At 33.4% G+C, this 18,388-nt stretch carries 12 protein-coding genes and 1 rRNA gene; 2 read left to right on the top strand and 11 right to left on the bottom strand.

Annotated features, from left to right (window positions below; all coding sequences use genetic code 11):
• The 5 genes from GCQ56_RS17610 to prfA form a co-directional block, all read right to left on the bottom strand.
• A 16S ribosomal RNA gene (locus tag GCQ56_RS17610) occupies positions 1-113 on the bottom strand; the annotation flags it as partial.
• 763 nt (positions 114-876) lie between these two features.
• A complete protein-coding gene (locus GCQ56_RS17605; RefSeq protein ID WP_152735849.1) occupies positions 877-1,911 on the bottom strand; it encodes a TrkA family potassium uptake protein in 1,035 nt (344 codons plus the stop codon).
• A 67-nt stretch (positions 1,912-1,978) separates the two neighbouring features.
• A complete protein-coding gene (locus GCQ56_RS17600) occupies positions 1,979-3,271 on the bottom strand; it encodes a DUF2851 family protein (RefSeq protein WP_152735848.1) in 1,293 nt (430 codons plus the stop codon).
• 112 nt (positions 3,272-3,383) lie between these two features.
• Complete coding sequence (gene pyrF, locus GCQ56_RS17595) at positions 3,384-4,211, bottom strand: orotidine-5'-phosphate decarboxylase (RefSeq protein ID WP_152735847.1); 828 nt, start codon at positions 4,209-4,211, stop codon at positions 3,384-3,386.
• Positions 4,212-4,271: 60 nt separating this feature from the next.
• The gene (gene prfA, locus GCQ56_RS17590; protein ID WP_152735846.1) at positions 4,272-5,357 is read right to left on the bottom strand and encodes a peptide chain release factor 1; all 1,086 of its coding nucleotides are present in this window, start codon (positions 5,355-5,357) and stop codon (positions 4,272-4,274) included.
• A gap of 252 nt (positions 5,358-5,609) precedes the next feature.
• On the opposite strand from prfA, the gene GCQ56_RS17585 reads away from it, so the two are divergent.
• The gene (locus GCQ56_RS17585; RefSeq protein WP_152735845.1) at positions 5,610-7,664 is read left to right on the top strand and encodes a DUF3857 domain-containing protein; all 2,055 of its coding nucleotides are present in this window, start codon (positions 5,610-5,612) and stop codon (positions 7,662-7,664) included.
• A gap of 308 nt (positions 7,665-7,972) precedes the next feature.
• Entirely contained in the window at positions 7,973-8,299 is a 327-nt protein-coding gene (locus GCQ56_RS17580; protein ID WP_152735844.1) for a hypothetical protein, read from the top strand.
• 64 nt (positions 8,300-8,363) lie between these two features.
• On the opposite strand, the gene GCQ56_RS17575 is transcribed toward GCQ56_RS17580, so the two are convergent.
• From GCQ56_RS17575 to GCQ56_RS20805, 6 genes are all read right to left on the bottom strand, one after another.
• Positions 8,364-9,533 (bottom strand): AIR synthase related protein, encoded by a 1,170-nt coding sequence (locus GCQ56_RS17575; RefSeq protein ID WP_152735843.1) that lies wholly within the window; start codon positions 9,531-9,533, stop codon positions 8,364-8,366.
• Positions 9,534-9,561: 28 nt separating this feature from the next.
• Positions 9,562-11,919, bottom strand: coding sequence for an OmpA family protein (locus GCQ56_RS17570; protein ID WP_152735842.1), 2,358 nt, complete (start codon positions 11,917-11,919; stop codon positions 9,562-9,564).
• Positions 11,920-12,146: 227 nt separating this feature from the next.
• Positions 12,147-14,336, bottom strand: a complete 2,190-nt coding sequence (locus GCQ56_RS17565; RefSeq protein WP_152735841.1) for a glutamine synthetase III — start codon at positions 14,334-14,336, stop codon at positions 12,147-12,149.
• A 246-nt stretch (positions 14,337-14,582) separates the two neighbouring features.
• Complete coding sequence (locus GCQ56_RS17560) at positions 14,583-15,677, bottom strand: hypothetical protein (protein WP_152735840.1); 1,095 nt, start codon at positions 15,675-15,677, stop codon at positions 14,583-14,585.
• A 14-nt stretch (positions 15,678-15,691) separates the two neighbouring features.
• Complete coding sequence (locus GCQ56_RS17555; RefSeq protein ID WP_152735839.1) at positions 15,692-16,882, bottom strand: metallophosphoesterase; 1,191 nt, start codon at positions 16,880-16,882, stop codon at positions 15,692-15,694.
• Positions 16,883-17,166: 284 nt separating this feature from the next.
• Positions 17,167-18,348, bottom strand: coding sequence for a phosphodiester glycosidase family protein (locus GCQ56_RS20805; protein WP_299994321.1), 1,182 nt, complete (start codon positions 18,346-18,348; stop codon positions 17,167-17,169).
• Between the last annotated feature and the right edge of the window lie 40 nt (positions 18,349-18,388).

Genomic DNA, 18,388 nt, shown 5'->3' with positions numbered 1-18,388 from the left:
CTCACCCGTGCGCCGGTCGTCATCTTCAGCAAGCTGAAATGTTACCCCTCGACTTGCATGTGTTAGGCCTGTCGCTAGCGTTCATCCTGAGCCAGGATCAAACTCTTCGTTGTATAAAAGTTTTTAAATAATTCTGCTCGTTGGATGTATCAAAGTTTTCGTAAATTCTAATTGACAAGGTATTATTCTTGTATTTACCTAACTTTTTCGTTTTCAATATTTTCAAAGAACGTATCGTTCTGTTTTTCCTTTTAATCACTCAGAAAATCTGAGCGGAAAAGCGAGTGCAAAGATAAAGAATTTTTATTCCTAAATCCTAATAAAATTAAAAGAAATTTTAAAAAGATTTTCGAAGCTCAAAACCCCTAATCATCACCCCAGAATTTCAGTTTTTTTTAAACTTCCCTCGCTAGAGAAGCGGCTGCAAAGATAAATAAAATACATTTACAATTGCAAAACTTTTTTGAACTTTTTTTTGAGATCGAATACTTGTAAAAACCTTATAAATACTAGTACTTCACAAGATCTCCTTCCTCTAAAAGCGGCTGCAAAGATAAAGAATTTAATTCCTCATTTCCTAATGCAAACTTGAAAAAGTTTCAAAAAAAAATAAATTGGATGCCTAGTAGGTGTAAACAATCATAAAAAGATTCCTACGACCACCCTACCGCTGCCTATAAAATACTACTAAACAACCATTTTATAAATCCACTCTCCGTTGAAAGTGGATGCAAATATAGCAGTCGAAATAGCAATTATCCAAATGTTTTCAAGAAAAAAATCACAACAAAATCACAACTGACTGAATTACAGGAATAAAAAAATCACAACCAAGTTGTGATTTCCATGTCGATATTATTATCCAAAGAGATAACTCTAATTTCCTTTTATAAGAAGCTCTTTTAAATTACTAACCTGTTCCTTATTTCCCAAAACAAACAAATGGTAATTATTTTCTAATACTAATTCAGGAGATGGATTATATACATACCCTCCATTTTCATCCTTAAGACCAATAATATTGGCACCAGAACGATTTCTCACATTTAATTCTTTAATGGATTTTCCAATAAAACAGCGAGCCAAGCCCTGACAGCTAACCTCTTCAAGCTTTACACCCTTAGTAGATTGCAATAAAATATTATCCAAAAACTCTACAACATCGGGTTGAGCAACTAATTTTGCCATTTGTTGTCCACCTAAACGATCCGGCATTATTACATTATCTGCTCCGGCTCTTTTCAGCTTGTTATCTGACTGACTATGAGATGAACGTGAGATAATTTTCAAACCAGGATTCATTTCACGAGCGGTTAATACCACATAAACATTCTCTGCATCATTTGGTATTGCAGTAATCAGAGCCTTAGCTTGGGATATATTTGCCTTCTCCAATACCTCTTCTTGAGTAGCATCACCCTGAACAAATAGCAAATCAGTATAAGTACGGATTTTATCTATTGACGATTCTTCAAAATCGACAACAACAACATTTTCACCATGCTCCATCAACTCCAAACTTGCCTGCTTTCCATTTCTACCAAAACCACAGACAATTACATGACCACTTAATTTCTCAATATTTCTCACAATCCTATAATCTTTTAAATTTCTACGAAAAACACCATCAAGTATGAAGCGAGTTACTGCCGATGCCATATAACCAAATATCCCAAAACTTATAAATATTAAGAAAACAGTAAATAGTTTTCCAAGATCAGAAAGAGGATGAACTTCCTTAAAACCAACAGTTGAGATAGTAATAACAGTCATATACAAGGCATCAATAACTGAATATGCCTCATTTAAATACATATATCCAGCAGTACCAACCGCAACAGTAAGCACCAAAAAAAACATGGCGATACTTAAAGTGCGAATATTTTCTTCCCAAATTTTCTGTTTATTCATACAAGCAGGATCAATTAAAATCTAAGATAATCAATATCCGTAAACGAACGAATGTAGACTTAAAAATTTACACTTTATCTGCATTGGCATGTCTTGCCCGAATAATTCTATTACCAAATTCACACTGCAAACAATTATACTTGTCACAATATTCTGATTTTAATTGAAGTAAAGATTGTGAATAAAAAGCAGAATGAATTTTAACACCACAATCTCTCCACTTTTTTATTATCGAATTGTTTTCAGATGGAATTTGATCTAGAATATTCAGAGCTTTCTCTTTTATCTTATATTTTCCATTCAACTCTCCATAAAGAAACAAAATAGGAACAACAGCATTTATAATTATACCATTAATGGCAGATACTCCTAAAGTTTTATTGCGAAGTTTCGATTCTTTCCCAAACTGATAATGATTATTCCAATATGCTGATGTTTCAACTGAAAAAAGTTCTTGTATTGTTTTACAATCTGGTGATGCAACAATTTTTGAAAATAAAGAATTCGATTTTAAAATTAAAGAAGCCAATTGTGCAATTCTAACAGTTGGAAAATTTGCAGGTCGTAGTCTCAACCATTTCCATCTGCTTTTTGGTAATGGAGTTAAATTATACTTATTTGCTAAAAATTGATATTCTCTCTTAAGTAATAAATAGTACTTATCCTTACTTACATTATCCTCTAGCATTCCCGCTTGACCGAACAATAAAGCCTCCAACTGCAGTAATGAGTTTTTCTGTCGGGATAAAATTTTGACCGGAACAGATTGTGCCAACTGCTGAAATGGATCAGCATTTACTTTCATGCCAAAATATCGGGACAATATCTGATAAAAAGTTTCCTCCCATGAAAATACATTCTGTTCCAATATCTTTTTTACTTCTATTGATTTTCGCTCCAAACGCTCTACAAGCATCCTTTCCAACCAATTCTTTACAAAAAATTGATCCACCGAATTAATATCATCATAACAAGGAATCCATTTTTGTGAATTCATTAAAGAATTGTAATTCTGAAGAAGAGTTTTATCAAAATCTAGCACCAAATTTGGTATTAGACGATCATTATCCATTACAATATCAGCATCATCCTCATAAATAACATGAAGAATTACATTATCGTATGCTTCATCGTGTTGATGATTATGCACAAACCAAGAAGATGATTTAATATGAATTTCCACATTACCAGCCCAAAGCACATTATTTATTTTGATTTGTGCATTGAAAAAATCTGGTCCAGCATCAAAATTTTGTCTTCCAACATCTACTATTTCTATCACATCTCCTTTCGTCGAAAAAATATTCTCATCCATAAACAGACGAGACTTCCATATAAATTGCAGAAAATCTTCGGTCATACAATAAAAATTTTATCATCACTTCCTCTAATTTAACCATTTGGCAAATAGCAGACAATAAAAAAGCGGCTAATCAATAATTAGCCGCTTTCATATATCTTAAGGTATCTGATTATATCACAGATTTTTCTTTTAAAAGGTCTTCCATTTCAAGCTGAAGCTCTTTAGCTTTTTCACCAGCTACTTTTGCAAAATTTTCAGATGTATCAGCAAAAATAATTCCTCGAGAAGAATTCACTAATAATCCACACGCCTCGTTCATTCCGTACTTAGCAACCTCTTGCAGGCTTCCACCTTGAGCACCAACACCTGGAACCAATAAAAAATGATTTGGTGCAATTTTTCTAATATCACCTAACATTTCAGCCTTTGTAGCTCCAACCACATACATCATATTATCCTTAGTTCCCCAATCCTGAGATTTTTCAAGAACCTTTTCAAATAATTTTTGTTCTCCTTCTTGGAAAAACTGAAAATCGAAAGCTCCTTTATTGGAAGTTAGTGCCAAAAGAATAACCCATTTGTCTTTATATTCTAAAAAAGGAGTTACCGAATCTTCTCCCATATAAGGAGCAACAGTAATTGAATCGAATGGCATATTCTCTAAAAATGCACTTGCATACATTTTAGATGTATTTCCAATATCACCACGCTTTGCATCGGCAATTAAAAATACTTCAGGATATTTCTCCTTGATATAGTTCACCGTTTTTTCCAAACTTAACCAACCTGCTGCTCCACGAGATTCGTAAAATGCAATATTTGGTTTATAAGCAATCGTATTTTCAACAGTCGCATCAACAATTGCCTTATTAAATTCAAAAACCGGATCTTCTGAATCCATTAGATGAGAAGGAATTTTCTTCACATCACTATCCAAACCTACACAAAGGAAACTTTTCTTCTTTTTAATTTGCTCGAATAATGCCTGATAATTCATTTTTTGGTTGTTTACTAGTTAATACAAAAAAGGCAGTGGGGATACCACTGCCAAATATTATTATAAACCACTTTCCTTAAGTCGTTCTGCGTTTTCTTCAATTTGAAGTTTATCGATAACCTCCTGAACATCGCCATCCATAACAGCTGACAAATTATATAAGGTTAGATTGATACGGTGATCGGTAACACGTCCTTGCGGATAATTGTAAGTACGAATCTTAGCCGAACGGTCACCAGTAGAAACCATCGTTTTACGTTTCGATGAAATCTCATCCAAATATTTCTGGTGTTCCATCGCGTAAATACGTGAACGCAATTCGATCATTGCCTTTGCAAGATTTTTCAACTGAGATTTCTGATCCTGACAAGTAACAACAATGCCAGTCGGAATATGAGTCAATCTAATAGCGGAATATGTAGTATTTACCGACTGTCCACCAGGACCTGAAGAACAATAGGTATCCTTACGGATATCACTTTCCTTCACATCAATATCAAACTCTTCTGCCTCTGGCAAAACCGCAACTGATGCAGCACTTGTATGAACACGTCCCTGAGTTTCGGTTTGCGGTACACGCTGAACACGATGAACTCCTGATTCATATTTCAAAATACCATACACACCTTCACCAGTTACATTCATCACAATCTCCTTGTAACCACCAGAAGTTCCTTCACTAAAGCTAGACACTGAAACTTTCCATCCTTTTGCCTCGCAATATTTGGTATACATTCTAGCCAAATCGCCAGCAAAAATACTAGCCTCATCACCACCTGTACCTCCACGAATCTCAAGAATAGCGTTTTTAGAATCCTCTGGATCTGCAGGTACTAAAAGAAGCTTAATTTCTTGTTCCATTTCCGGAAGTCTCTCTTCAAGATCATCCAACTCCATTTTTGCCATTTCACGAAGTTCCTCATCCGATTCATTTGCAATGATATCTTTAGATTCTGCTATCGTATCAACAGCATTTTTATATGCTTTAGCAGCTACAGTAACTGCTTCCAATTCCTTATATTCTTTGCTTAACTTCACAAAGCGTTTCATATCTCCCATCAATTCAGGGTCGGTAATTAATTGTCCGACTTCCTTAAATCTAATGAAGACACCTTCTAATTTATCTAGGATCAAATTATTGCTCATGCTACAGTATTCTAAATTTTGGACAAAATTAGAAAAATAAAATCATTTTAAATAACACATCTACAATATTAACTTCCAATTTTTAAATTGTCCTATATATATAGGCATTTCCTCGTAAAAACCATAATGGTAATAAATAAAATTCTCTCCTCATTACATTTTTCTTTTTTATATTAATTAACAATTAATTATATTGATATTCATAACATTACATAAACTCTAGTAAGTCATTACTAATTTAACCCTATCCCTATGAATCGTGTTCTTATTACCCTATTGCTTTTTCTCTTTTGCTCACTAAACCCTCAACTTTCTAACTGTGAAAATATTAAGTTAAAATTTGGAAAAGTATCTATAGAAGAGTTGGAAATGAAAAACTACCAACTTGACACCAATGCTGTTGCTGTTATTCTATATGATAACGGGTACTCCTTTTTCGATTATGAAAACAACGAAACCAATAGTGGTTTTGTTTGCAAATTTGAACGACATGTGAGAATTAAAATTTTAAAAGAAGAAGGATTTAATTATGCAAATTTCGAAATACCTATTTATCATGACAAAAATGGTTACGAAGGCATATATGCCATAAAGGGAAAAACATTCAATCTAGAATCGAAAATCATCAGCTCCAAATTAGAAAAAAATCAAATTTTCTATGAAGAATCCACACCAAATTGGAAAACTGTCAAATTTACCATGCCCAATATTAAAGTTGGTTCTGTAATTGATTGTAAATATGTAATTAAATCACCGTTCTATCACAATTTTAAGACTTGGCAGTTTCAATATAGTATCCCTGTTATATATTCCAAATATCGTACTCAAATTCCGGAATATTTTAAATACCAAAAAACCATAAAAGGATATTATCCGATTCATGAAGAAGATTTAGGAAATAAAGTGGAAAATATAATGGTAGAGTATAAAGAAATGAATACCAAATATGGAAATATTAAGATGGAAAGACATCGATTTACACTTAATCCAACTTCAAGTATATATGAATATTCGGGTGAAAACATTCCCGCTTTTCAAAGTGAATCATACATGTTAGCAAACAAAAACTATTTAAGCAGAATAGAATTCGAATTGCAATCCTACCAAATAGGAATAAGCCCTCTTCATAGATATTCATCAACTTGGAATACAGTTAGAGAAAAGTTAATCAAATCGGAAAGTTTTGGTGTACAGATTAAAAAACTTGCCTTTACTAAAAATGTTCTAGCCAATATTGTAAACCCAACAGATTCGGAATTAGATAAAATTGGTAAAATATACCAAACTATTCAGAATGAAATAAAATGGAATGGACTTAACAGATTATATACTTCAAAATCATTAAAAGACATATGGAAAGATAAAAAAGGCAATTCAGCTGAAGTTAATTTACTCTTAGTTGCCTTATTACGAGGAGCTGGTATCGATGCCTACCCTGTGGTTTTAAGTACCAGAAACAATGGAATAATTCATCCATCGCATCCTACAATAACTCAAATGAACTATGTTATAGCAAGTGCAGAAATTGAAGGCAAACAACTCTTAATGGATGCAACCGATCCATATTGTCCTATTGGCATACTTCCTTTTAGATGCTTAAATGAAAAAGGGAGACTTATTTCTGAAAGTCGATCTGAATGGGTAGACTTAAACCCAACTAAGGGATCAAAAATAAATTTAATGGCTAATCTTAAATTAACCAAAGAGGGAGATTTAACTGGTAATTTTAAAGAAGTATTCTATGATTACGAAGCTATTAAACAAAGAAAGAACTTCAATATTAAGACAGAAGAGGCGATAAGCAAACTCATTGATGAAAATGATGAATGGAATATTGAGAATGTAAAACTTACAAACCTAAATGACAGATATAAACCTTTAGTTCTTACCTATTCGACCCTAATTGAAAATCATGCAAATATAGAAGGTGATAAAATTTATTTAAATCCAATATTAAAATATCACACAACAAAAAATCCATTTAAACTTGAAAAAAGGGAATATCCTGTAAATTTTGGACATCCCATGCACATCAGCTATCTTCTTATATTGGAAATCCCTAAAGGATATACAACAGAATATACGCCAAAACCTTCGATGATTACATTACCTGAAAATGGAGGAACATATAGCTATAAAGCAGTTCTATCAGGAAATAAAATAATGGCAAGTCTTAAATTTAATATTAACAATTCTCATTTTGTTCCTGACGAATATGAAATCTTAAAAGAATTTTACAACCAAATAATAACAAAAGAGGGACAGATTCTTATTCTAAAGAAAGATGAAACAACGGCCATAAAATAGAATCTTAATCAACAAAAATATGAAGCCTGCAAATCAAATTACAGGCTTTTTTTGGTGGAATTTAGTTTGATTTTAAATTGAGAAAAAAATATAATAACTCTTTACTTTCTAAAACAACGGAGTTAATTTTAATAGGAAATAAACGATAGGTATTCAGTTGAGTAATTTCATAAAAAGAAAATAACCAAACCAGAAATTATTGATCTGAATATTTACAAAATAAAGTTTCGTTTATTTTCATCTTGAAATGATAAAGATGAGCAAATGTCTTGTAATCCAACTAAGTTTAATTGCTTAAAACTAAGCTTATGGTTAAAGTCAAAATCCCTCGTAGCGAAGATCAAATATTGGGTTTATTAGGAAAGATTTACAAAAGGCACGAAACAAATAAAAAGAGAAGCCTTTTGAACGGAGCTGTTGACATGGATCGCCTAGTTGAAAAATCTAAAAAAATCAGAAGTTTTAAAGATCTGGAAACAACAAAAAGCAACAAACATCAACATTTTGATCATTCAAAAAGAAATGATTTGAAATTTATCTCAAACGAAATTAAAAGTATTCGAAATCTATTACTCACTGTTTACCCCGATGAGCCTAAAGTGATCAAAGAATGGGGCTTTGAAATCAACGATTAACACCATATAAAAATGCCACTCAAATTCGAGTGGCATTTTTAATAATATCTTATTTTATTAAAATCTAGTAAACAAATTTACCAAACTCACTTTTCACAGTTAGCTTCTTCCCTTTGTGCGCTTCACATCTACCAACAATTTTTGCATCAACATCAAATTCTTTCGAGATAGCAATAATATTATTAGCAATTTCTTCTGGAACGTACAATTCGAAACGATGCCCCATATTAAACACCTTGTACATTTCGTCCCAAGAAGTTCCGCTTTGCTCCTTAATCAACTGGAACAATGGAGGCACATCAAACATGTTATCTTTAACGATATGCAAGTTGTCAACAAAGTTCAAGACTTTGGTTTGAGCTCCACCCGAGCAATGAATCATACCATGAATTTGCGATCTGTATTGATCCAATATCTTTTTAATGATTGGAGCATAAGTTCTGGTTGCAGATAATACCAATTTTCCAGCATCAATATCTACACCTTCAACTTTATCAGTCAATTTGCAATTACCAGAGTACACTAGCTCCTCAGGAACCGAGTTATCGTAACTTTCAGGGTATTTTTCTGCCAAATATTTTGAGAAAACATCGTGGCGAGCAGAGGTTAATCCATTGGATCCCATCCCTCCGTTGTATTCTTTCTCGTAAGTTGCTTTTCCTGATGCTGACAAACCAACAATAACGTCACCAGCCTGAATCTTCTCATTGGTGATTACATCTTCACGTTTCATACGACAAGTAACTGTTGAATCAACAATAATGGTTCTCACCAAATCACCAACATCTGCCGTTTCTCCACCAGTAGCATGAATGTTTACTCCTAACTTGGCATACTCGGCAAGCAACTCTTCAGTTCCGTTAATAATTTGAGAAATTACTTCACCCGGAATCAAATTCTTGTTACGACCAATTGTCGACGACAAAAGAATATTATCAACAGCTCCTACACACAATAAATCATCAATATTCATAATTAATGCATCCTGAGCAATACCTTTCCAAACCGATAAATCACCAGTTTCTTTCCAGTACATGTATGCTAGTGATGATTTGGTTCCTGCACCATCGGCATGCATAATATTACAATATTCCGAATCTCCCGTTAAATAATCAGGAACTACTTTACAAAAGGCGTTTGGAAACAAGCCTTTATCAAGATCTTTAATTGCATTGTGCACATCTTCTTTCGAAGCTGAAACACCTCTCAGATTATATCTTTCGTCTTTTCTCATGGTTGTTTAGATAAAGTATAAAAGGAACTTACTCCTTCAATTTTTTAGCTTCCGCAAAGGTAATCTTTTTCCCATTATTGTATGCGATTACAAAAGCTTTAATTCCTTTCTTATTGATGTTTTGAGCCTCAAGCTTAGCTTCCTCAATATCATCATATATTCCGGTAGTGTATCTATTTGTAGTTTCGTTGACTTTTGCGCGGAAAACAACCTTGAAATTCTGAACAACTGTAGGTATCGTATTTTTTTCAAATGCACCTACCTGAATGGTGTAGAATACTCCATTTATTTTATTCAATTCTTTAATTAAAGTATTTCCTATCTGATTAGAGTTGCTGCCTGGCTTCACTTTCGAATTTGGTCCCGGCTTATAATCTGTTGATAAAACTTTAAATTCGGTTCTACGATTCAATTGATTCGCAATTTCCTTCTGATCTGAATTCATTTTTTCGATTCTTGATTCTGTTAGCACCTCATCTACTTTCAAGAAATCGTGTTCTTTTACAATTGCAGAATTAATTTTACGAGGTTCCGATTCGCCATAACCATGAGCAATCAATCGATCCCAATAAATTCCTTTATCAATTAAATAATCGACAACCGATTGAGCTCTTTTTTGAGATATTTCCTTATTCGTAGACTCACTCCCTACAAAATCAGAATGAGAACCCAATTCAATAGTAATTTTTGGATTATCATTTAATGTTTCTACCAATCCATCTAATGCTTCTTTCGATTCTTCTCTTAAACTCCAGCTACCAAAATCGTAAAAAATATTTGGCAATTCTATTGGTTTTTCTATTGCTTTCAAACCAATGATTGATTTAAAATTACGACTCACATTAATACCCAAAGTATTTACCAATTCCTTACCATTTAGATAACCATCTTTTGAAACCATTGCAATGTATTCCAGGTCTGGTTTTAATTCCAAAAAGAACTTTCCATCCTTACCTGATTTTACTTCGGATTGTTCTCCATCAGTTGAAACGATATTGATTCTGGCTTTTTCAATCGGCTCTTTGCTTTCCGAATCCAGCACTTGTCCTGAAAAAGTGAATTGCAAAGGCATGTAGTCAAATCTATAGATATCATCATTACCCTTTTTTCTGGAAGAACTGAACATGCCCTTCTCTTGTCCTGCCTGAAAATGAATGGCAAAATCATCAGCGGTAGAATTAATAGGATATTTCATATTATCAACCTGCCAAACTCCAACTTCATTTCTCATTGCCTGATAAATATCCAATCCGCCCATTCCACCATCTCTGTCTGAGGCAAAATAAAGCATGCCGTTGTCACGGATATGAGGAAACAATTCATCCTTATCAGAATTAATTGGTCTTCCTAAATTTTGAGGCTCACTCCAACCACTTCCACTTTTCTTACTCATCCAAATGTCATTTCCACCATAGCCACCTGGCATATCAGAAACAAAATAAAGAATCGAACCATCATCAGAAATTGAAGGATGCCCAACAGAAAGTGAATCTGCTACCAATTCCTGCATCGCAACTCTTCCCCAATCACCATCTTTTCTTTGAACAGCAAATATCTTCGTTCCCTGATTGTTCTTATTAATTTTCCTGGATGATGTGAAGTAGAATATATCTCCACCACTTGTGAAACAGGCTGCACCTTCATTCCAGTCAGAATTTATGGTATCTCCAATACCATCAGGCTTGCTCCACTGATAAGTATCTGTTATAATTTTTCTGCTTTTAGCTTTTCTTCCTTTTTTCTTCTTACTTTTTCGAATTACTTCATTAGAATAATGCGATTCGTACAAATTTGAAAAATACTCTCCCGTTACACCATCTTTTTTAGGCTTATCCTGATATTTTCGATTCGATGTAAAGTAAATAACATTGGTATCTTTCCCCATATAAATAGGAGCAAAATCACTACTTCCCGAATTGAATTCTTTTAAGATTTCCACCTTATATCTACCCGGAAATTCTTCCCAATACGAAATGCGTTTTAATATTTTTGATGCATCATCTTTGTTTTTCATTTCTGGGTTTAAATCCAGATATTCCCAAAAATTTTCCTCTGCCTCTTCCAATCTATTATTTTTCACCTCCGCATATGCCAAAGCTTTAACCGCAGTAGCAAAAGTATCTCTATTCATTATAGCTTTACGATACCATGATGCAGCTTTTCTTGGCTCGTTTATCTCATCAAAACAGGCTGCATTTTTAAAAGCAATTTCTGCTTTTTGTTCCTTATCCTTTTCCTTTTTATATCCTTTTTCATACATCGCTTGTGCATGATAATATTTTCCGGCAAGAACCATTTTATCGCCTCTATTGACATACGATTTAGAGGAACACGAAATTAAAAGCCCGATTATGCACAAAATGCCTGTTAAAGAAAGAAGTTTCATATTTAAAATTTTCTTATAAAATCATCAGATATCGCTTAAAGCATCGTTATTCTCAATAAACTAAGAGAATACGACAACTCGTATTACCAAATAATTTTAAAATTGATATAGATCTACAAAGTATAAAAATAAATATTTTATTCGATAGAATAATCTAATATTTCAAGTAAACAAAAAAGGATGTCCATTTTATGAACATCCTTTTTTGAATAATATTGTAGTCTAAATTAATTATTAAACAATAACTCTCTATATTTTGGCAATGGCCACATTTCATTATCAACAATCAATTCTAATTTATCGATATGATAACGAATATCTTCAAGGTAAGGTCGAACTTTTTGATCGTATGCGTAAGCCATTTTATGACCATCTTCAATTACATTACAATCCTTACGAGCCTCTACCATTTCTTTAACCTTAGCTTTAATAGAAGAAATATGTCCCGAAATCTCTTTTATCAAATCCTTACGAGCCGAAGCTAGTTCCTCAAATTCGCTATTACTAAAGATATCTCTTAGTCCCTGAACATTTTGAATAAGCTTAGTTTGATAAGCCACAGCAGTTGGAACAATATGGTTAATGGCAATATCACCAAGAACACGAGCTTCAATCTGAATTTTCATGGTAAATTTCTCCATTTCAACTTCTACACGTGCCTCAAGTTCTTTTTCTGTCATCACTCCACTTTCAATCAATGATCTTTTAGCAGGAGCTTCCAAATACTTTTCTAATGATTCTGGTACACTAGTAATATTAGTTAAACCACGTTTTTTAGCTTCAATAACCCAAGCACCTGAATAACCATCACCATTAAAACGAATTGGTTTTGATTCGATAATCATTTTCTTAAGAATCTGGAAGATTGCTTCATCTTTTTTAATTCCTTCATCAATCAATCTGTCAACAGCAGCCTTAAAATCTCTCAATTGAATTGCCATAGCAGCATTTAAAGCTGTCATAGCAGCAGCATTATTTACCGATGATCCAACAGCACGGAATTCGAAACGATTACCAGTAAATGCAAATGGAGAAGTACGGTTACGATCTGTATTATCCAAAATAATTTCTGGGATTCGACCAATACCTAACTTCAATGCAGTCTTTTCGTCAGGAGTCATCTTTTTCTCACCAACTTCTTCAACAATCTTCTTCAACATTCTTGAAACCTCATCACCAAGGAATACAGAAATAATTGATGGAGGAGCCTCATTCGCTCCCAAACGGTGACTATTTGAAGCTGTAAGAATTGAAGCACGAAGAAGATCCTGATTTTTATATACAGTCATTAAAGTATTTACTACAAAAGTAAGAAACTGCATGTTCCCCTTAGGATTTTTCCCTGGCGCCATAAGCACTACACCTGTATCGGTACTCAACGACCAGTTATTGTGTTTACCCGATCCATTAATGGCTGCAAATGGTTTTTCGTGAAATAAAACACGGAATTGATGGTGACGAGCAACCTTTTTCATTACATCCATAACCAACTGGTTGTGGTCATTGGCAAGGTTAGCCTCTTCAAAAATAGGAGCCAACTCAAACTGTGATGGCGCAACCTCATTGTGACGAGTTTTAACCGGAATACCCAATTTATGACATTCTAATTCTAGTTCCATCATAAAATTAGTAACACGCTCTGGAATTGAACCAAAGTAGTGATCATCCAACTGCTGATCTTTTGAAGAAGAGTGTCCCATTAAAGTACGACCCGTTAAAGCAAGGTCTGGTCTAGCCTGAAAAAGAGCTTCATCAATCAGAAAATATTCTTGCTCCCAACCAAGGTTAGCATGTACTTTTGTTACATTTTTATCGAAATACTGACAAACATCAACAGCCGCTTCGTCAACTGCTGCAAGTGCTTTTAGAAGTGGAGTTTTATAATCAAGAGCTTCACCAGTATATGAAATAAAAATTGTAGGAATACAAAGAGTTGTTCCAACAATAAAAGCAGGAGAAGATACATCCCAGGCTGTATAACCACGAGCTTCAAAGGTTTGGCGAATTCCTCCTGATGGAAAAGAAGAAGCATCTGGCTCTTGCTGAGCTAATAATTTCCCCGAAAAATTTTCAATCATATTTCCACCATCGCCATAATCAATAAAACCATCATGCTTCTCAGCTGTTCCATCGGTTAGCGGCTGAAACCAGTGAGTGTAGTGGGTTGCACCCTTTTCAATTGCCCATGATTTCATACCCAAGGCAATTCCATCAGACATTTTTCGATCGATAGAACCTCCCTTTTCATTAGCAGCCATCACAGCTTTAAAAGCATCACGAGAAAGATACTTTCTCATTGAATCTACATTAAAAACCAAATCTCCATAGTAATCGGTGACTTTATTTGATGGTAAAGTAACAGAAATCGGTTTTCTACTCAGGAGTTCACTTAACGCTTGAAATCTAATGGTGGCCATAATGGGAAAAATTTTAGTTAATAGTTCTTTTGACATTATCAAAAAAGGGGTAATCAGCAAAATTAATTGTACATTTTAACTCAACACCCCCTTGTGATAACAATGCAAAGTTGAAAAAAATAAATGAATTGACCAAAGCACTCTATTAATAAACTAGGGGTATCAAATAAAAAAAAACGATAAAAATAAGAGTGGACCCCCTTATTTTTATCGTTTGCGCTAATATCTATGTCTTTTTTTAAGAAATTATTTATTTGATGGTAATTTTTGTGATTTTTTCACAATTTCGTTCCGAACATCCTTTTTCGAACCTATTAATTGATAAAACTCTTCAATATATGCTACTAGCCTATTTTTATTTTCATCTTTAAGATATTCACAATCGGTAATGATTTTCAAAAATAACATTTTCAGTTCTCTAAAATCTTCAAATGCAGCCTCTAAATCCTCATCACCCCAATTCATTCCTTTATACATTCTTTTATATTTTGCATCTGGGGAAATTTTAGGAGATAATGTATAGTAATCATGATTGATAATTCCTGACCAATCAAAATCGAATGGAACAACCATCGGGATGCTATTTTCACTTACAGCCAATATGTCAATATTATGCAGTCTACTTACATCCCAGTCTGAATTTCCAATCATCAATTGAAACAAAGAAAGCATAACCATGTTTTTTCTTAGAATATCATATTGCTTAATATTTTTAAAATTCAATATTGATTTTCCACATCGTGTGGCTACATCATCCTTATCTTCAATAAAAAAGCCATACTTAACCAAGGTATCATTTGTATTTACATCAACAAAACTCATTTGCATCAAGCGTGCCCGGTAACTGTGATCGCTAACTAAATTGTACATCTTATAAATAAGATACTCTTCTATTGTATGCTGTTCGTAATTATCTTTTAAAGATTGACAATGACTTACATATTTCAATTTTGATTGCCCCTCGAAAACAGTTCCGATCGATTCCTTAGGTGAAAATTTAAACCGCAGAGGTGGAAAATTGCAATTTTGTTTACGACGACGAAAATTCCCTCTGGTTTTTACCTTTACACTTAATGCTGGATGATCTGTATTACTCTCATTTAAAGAGGTAAGTTTGCATTTGTGGTAGAATCTATCCTCGCCAACATCATTTAATAGACTTATTAAATCACCTTTCAATTCATATTTTAATAAATCATCCTTTTTAAACATTGGTAAGTTAAGTATGCTATCTCTCTCCTTTTTTGATATTGCTGAAACAATTCCAACTGAAAAAATTAGAACTATAGCTAAAACTATCTTTCGCCACCTACCTCTATTTTCACTTTTTAATAATATCATAATTCTTTAAACTATTACTTAACTAACTCTTTTGTCCCATCTATATAGCAGCGAAAGTACTTACCATCATCAATCATAAGCACCTGAGGAGTTATATCATCATATCCCATGGGAACATTTATTGCCGCAACTCTATTGTCGTATAAAAAACGAATAGATTCTACTTCGGTGTGCCCGAAGAATATTTGTCTGATATTATAATATTGCATTACCTTATTCAATTCTTCGTTATTTATTAGAGAGTAACTTCTTGTTTTCATCAAATATCCACGATACCAAAGTGGATTTCCTGGAAAATAAATGGTTTTCATCAACTCCTCCTGAGATTTCCCATGACTTGAACTTAAACTCATTCGGATATCATCATTTATTTGTTCCAAACTCAACTCTCTTTCTACTAAATCTGGAGATAAACCACCATGAACAAAAAGCAAATCATTAATTTTCACAACAGAATTAAGTGAACGCAACCATTTGCCAAGTTCCGTATCCTCTTTAAAAAATCTTGAATAATTTAGCATTAACTTTTTACACATGTGCTTGTATTTGGGTGCCACATATCTGGAATCTTTCATTAAAACCATAATTTCATGATTTCCCAACAACAAATGAAGCCTTCCTCCACTCGCGTTTGCCTGTCTTTGCAATTTCTTTATTAGATAAAGACTTTCGGTAACTCCATTTCCTCTATCAAAAATGTCACCTATAAACACAATATGACCATTATCCCATGACCAATTCAAATCACTATCAACTACACCTGTACTTTTCAAAAGCTTAACCATAGTATCATATTCTCCATGAACATCTCCTATAGCCAATATTTTTTTTACACCACTATACTGGGCTGCTTGAACCGGATATTTACCTTTTCGTAATAAATACTGGTTCGGATCACCCTTTTGTCCTTTAATCATTATAGAATCTCGCTTAACCTTTATTCTCTTTTCACGAATACTAATGGTGTTGCCATCATGCTTATGATCTATATACTGCGCACGTACGGTTTTCGCATCAATCCAAAAAATATGAGGTCCTTCGGTATAATCTGGTAAATTGATATCATTCACATTTCCTCTAAAAACTTTATCATACTTTGAAAAAGCTCCGGAGCTCAACTTCTTCTTTTGAGCATACAAGGGAAGTATCATTCCACTAAGAAGAATTACAAACAAATATCTTTTAAATCGTCGAATTATATTCATACAATCTGAGTTCTAAAATTCAAACTAAATACCAAAACCATCATCACACTACAAATCAAAAACTAAGCCACACTTCAGCTTCATTAATTATGAGTGCATTTGTTCGTTATTTATACAAACCAATGCACGAATCTGAACAAAATGGGATATCAGATGAAGTTACGAAAAAAATAGACTTTGATAATTTTCAAGCTAAAAAAAAGCAGGAGCTCAAAAGAACTCCTGCTACACTACTACTACAATGTACCTGAATTAATATCCAGGATTTTTTTATTTTCTACAAATTAACGCTTCTTTATATAGAATATATTGGAAACACTTCGTTCTCCTTCCTTATCGGAGGGTTGATTCATTATTTTTTGATCCAAAATCATCGTCGAAGATCCTCCTCCATCGAAATTCAGAGCTTCATCACAGCCAATTTTTTGAAGGTATTTCCCCAGTTGTTTTAAACTCATTCCAATGCTATAACCTGGCTGTCTACCATCAACAACAACAAAATACATGTAGTTGTTTTTGTGATCAATTCCAATTGTAGTTCTTGGATGCCGATCCTTCCAAAAACCTTTACGTGTCAGTCCTTCTCTATTTTTAAAACGTGTAATTCTTCTTCCATTTTGAATTAATCTTGGTAAACCACCAATCATAAATTGTGGGTGAACTTCATTCGGAAAAACACTTAATTGTATTCCAATTCTATCACCAATTTTAAATCTACTATTCAGTGAATTATGAACCCCTAAGTACTCACAACCTGTTACAAAATTTAATGAATCAGGATTCATCAATTGCTCTTTTATTTGATATTCACAAATAGAATCGATTATCGATTTTCCTAATGGCTTAATTCTCCAATATGTGACAGAATCGTTTTGAACAGGCATTTTTCGATAGTACCTATTATAAAAGCAACACTTGTTATTTTCAATTGGCACATTAAGTCCATTCAAAACTATGGTATCATTATTAAAAATACTTAGACCATTAAATTGATAGTTGTTTAAACGAATCTCACCCTGTTGATTTACAGCAAAAAGAGTTCTAGACATTTTAACACCCTTCACAAACTTTCCATCGATAATCATGCAGTTCTGGAAAACCGGATTAAAACCACCAAAAAAGTCAGCATTTACCGCTGCTATAATTTTATTTCCCTTCTGTTTTTCATCTTCTACTATTTGTGAAGTTTTTGCTAAACCTAATCCTAAGTATGAATTAGCCAAACCGCCAGAAAACTCTATATCCTGACTGGATAAATCTATGCGTAACTGATGAATGACAACAGGTCCATTCTTAATGGAAATTTTACTATAGACGACACCATGTCCCTCTTTCTCATCTGCTGTTGTATAAGAAACAGAAGCAAAAGTATTCACAACGAAAAAGGTAAACAAAACCAGAAAAAACAATTTTGAAAAGTGTAATTCCCTATAAATATTTAAGGTGTTGTCTCTATTCTTTTTCACCACTATGCTTATTAAAGATCGTATTTGCATTAAAAAATAC

Source organism: Marinifilum sp. N1E240, assembly GCF_009295825.1.
Taxonomy (GTDB): Bacteria; Bacteroidota; Bacteroidia; order Bacteroidales; family Marinifilaceae; genus Marinifilum_A; species Marinifilum_A sediminis.
The sequence above is the reverse complement of the archived record's forward strand: the minus strand, read 5'-3'. Positions and strand labels throughout refer to the sequence as shown.

Coding starts and splice junctions, on each gene's coding strand:
- GCQ56_RS17605 (WP_152735849.1), bottom strand. CDS start 1,911: ATGAATAAACAGAAAATTTGGGAAGAAAATATTCGCACTTTAAGTATC.
- GCQ56_RS17560 (WP_152735840.1), bottom strand. CDS start 15,677: ATGATATTATTAAAAAGTGAAAATAGAGGTAGGTGGCGAAAGATAGTT.
- GCQ56_RS17555 (WP_152735839.1), bottom strand. CDS start 16,882: ATGAATATAATTCGACGATTTAAAAGATATTTGTTTGTAATTCTTCTT.
- GCQ56_RS17565 (WP_152735841.1), bottom strand. CDS start 14,336: ATGGCCACCATTAGATTTCAAGCGTTAAGTGAACTCCTGAGTAGAAAA.
- GCQ56_RS17585 (WP_152735845.1), top strand. CDS start 5,610: ATGAATCGTGTTCTTATTACCCTATTGCTTTTTCTCTTTTGCTCACTA.
- GCQ56_RS17600 (WP_152735848.1), bottom strand. CDS start 3,271: ATGACCGAAGATTTTCTGCAATTTATATGGAAGTCTCGTCTGTTTATG.
- GCQ56_RS17570 (WP_152735842.1), bottom strand. CDS start 11,919: ATGAAACTTCTTTCTTTAACAGGCATTTTGTGCATAATCGGGCTTTTA.
- prfA (WP_152735846.1), bottom strand. CDS start 5,357: ATGAGCAATAATTTGATCCTAGATAAATTAGAAGGTGTCTTCATTAGA.
- GCQ56_RS17580 (WP_152735844.1), top strand. CDS start 7,973: ATGGTTAAAGTCAAAATCCCTCGTAGCGAAGATCAAATATTGGGTTTA.
- pyrF (WP_152735847.1), bottom strand. CDS start 4,211: ATGAATTATCAGGCATTATTCGAGCAAATTAAAAAGAAGAAAAGTTTC.
- GCQ56_RS17575 (WP_152735843.1), bottom strand. CDS start 9,533: ATGAGAAAAGACGAAAGATATAATCTGAGAGGTGTTTCAGCTTCGAAA.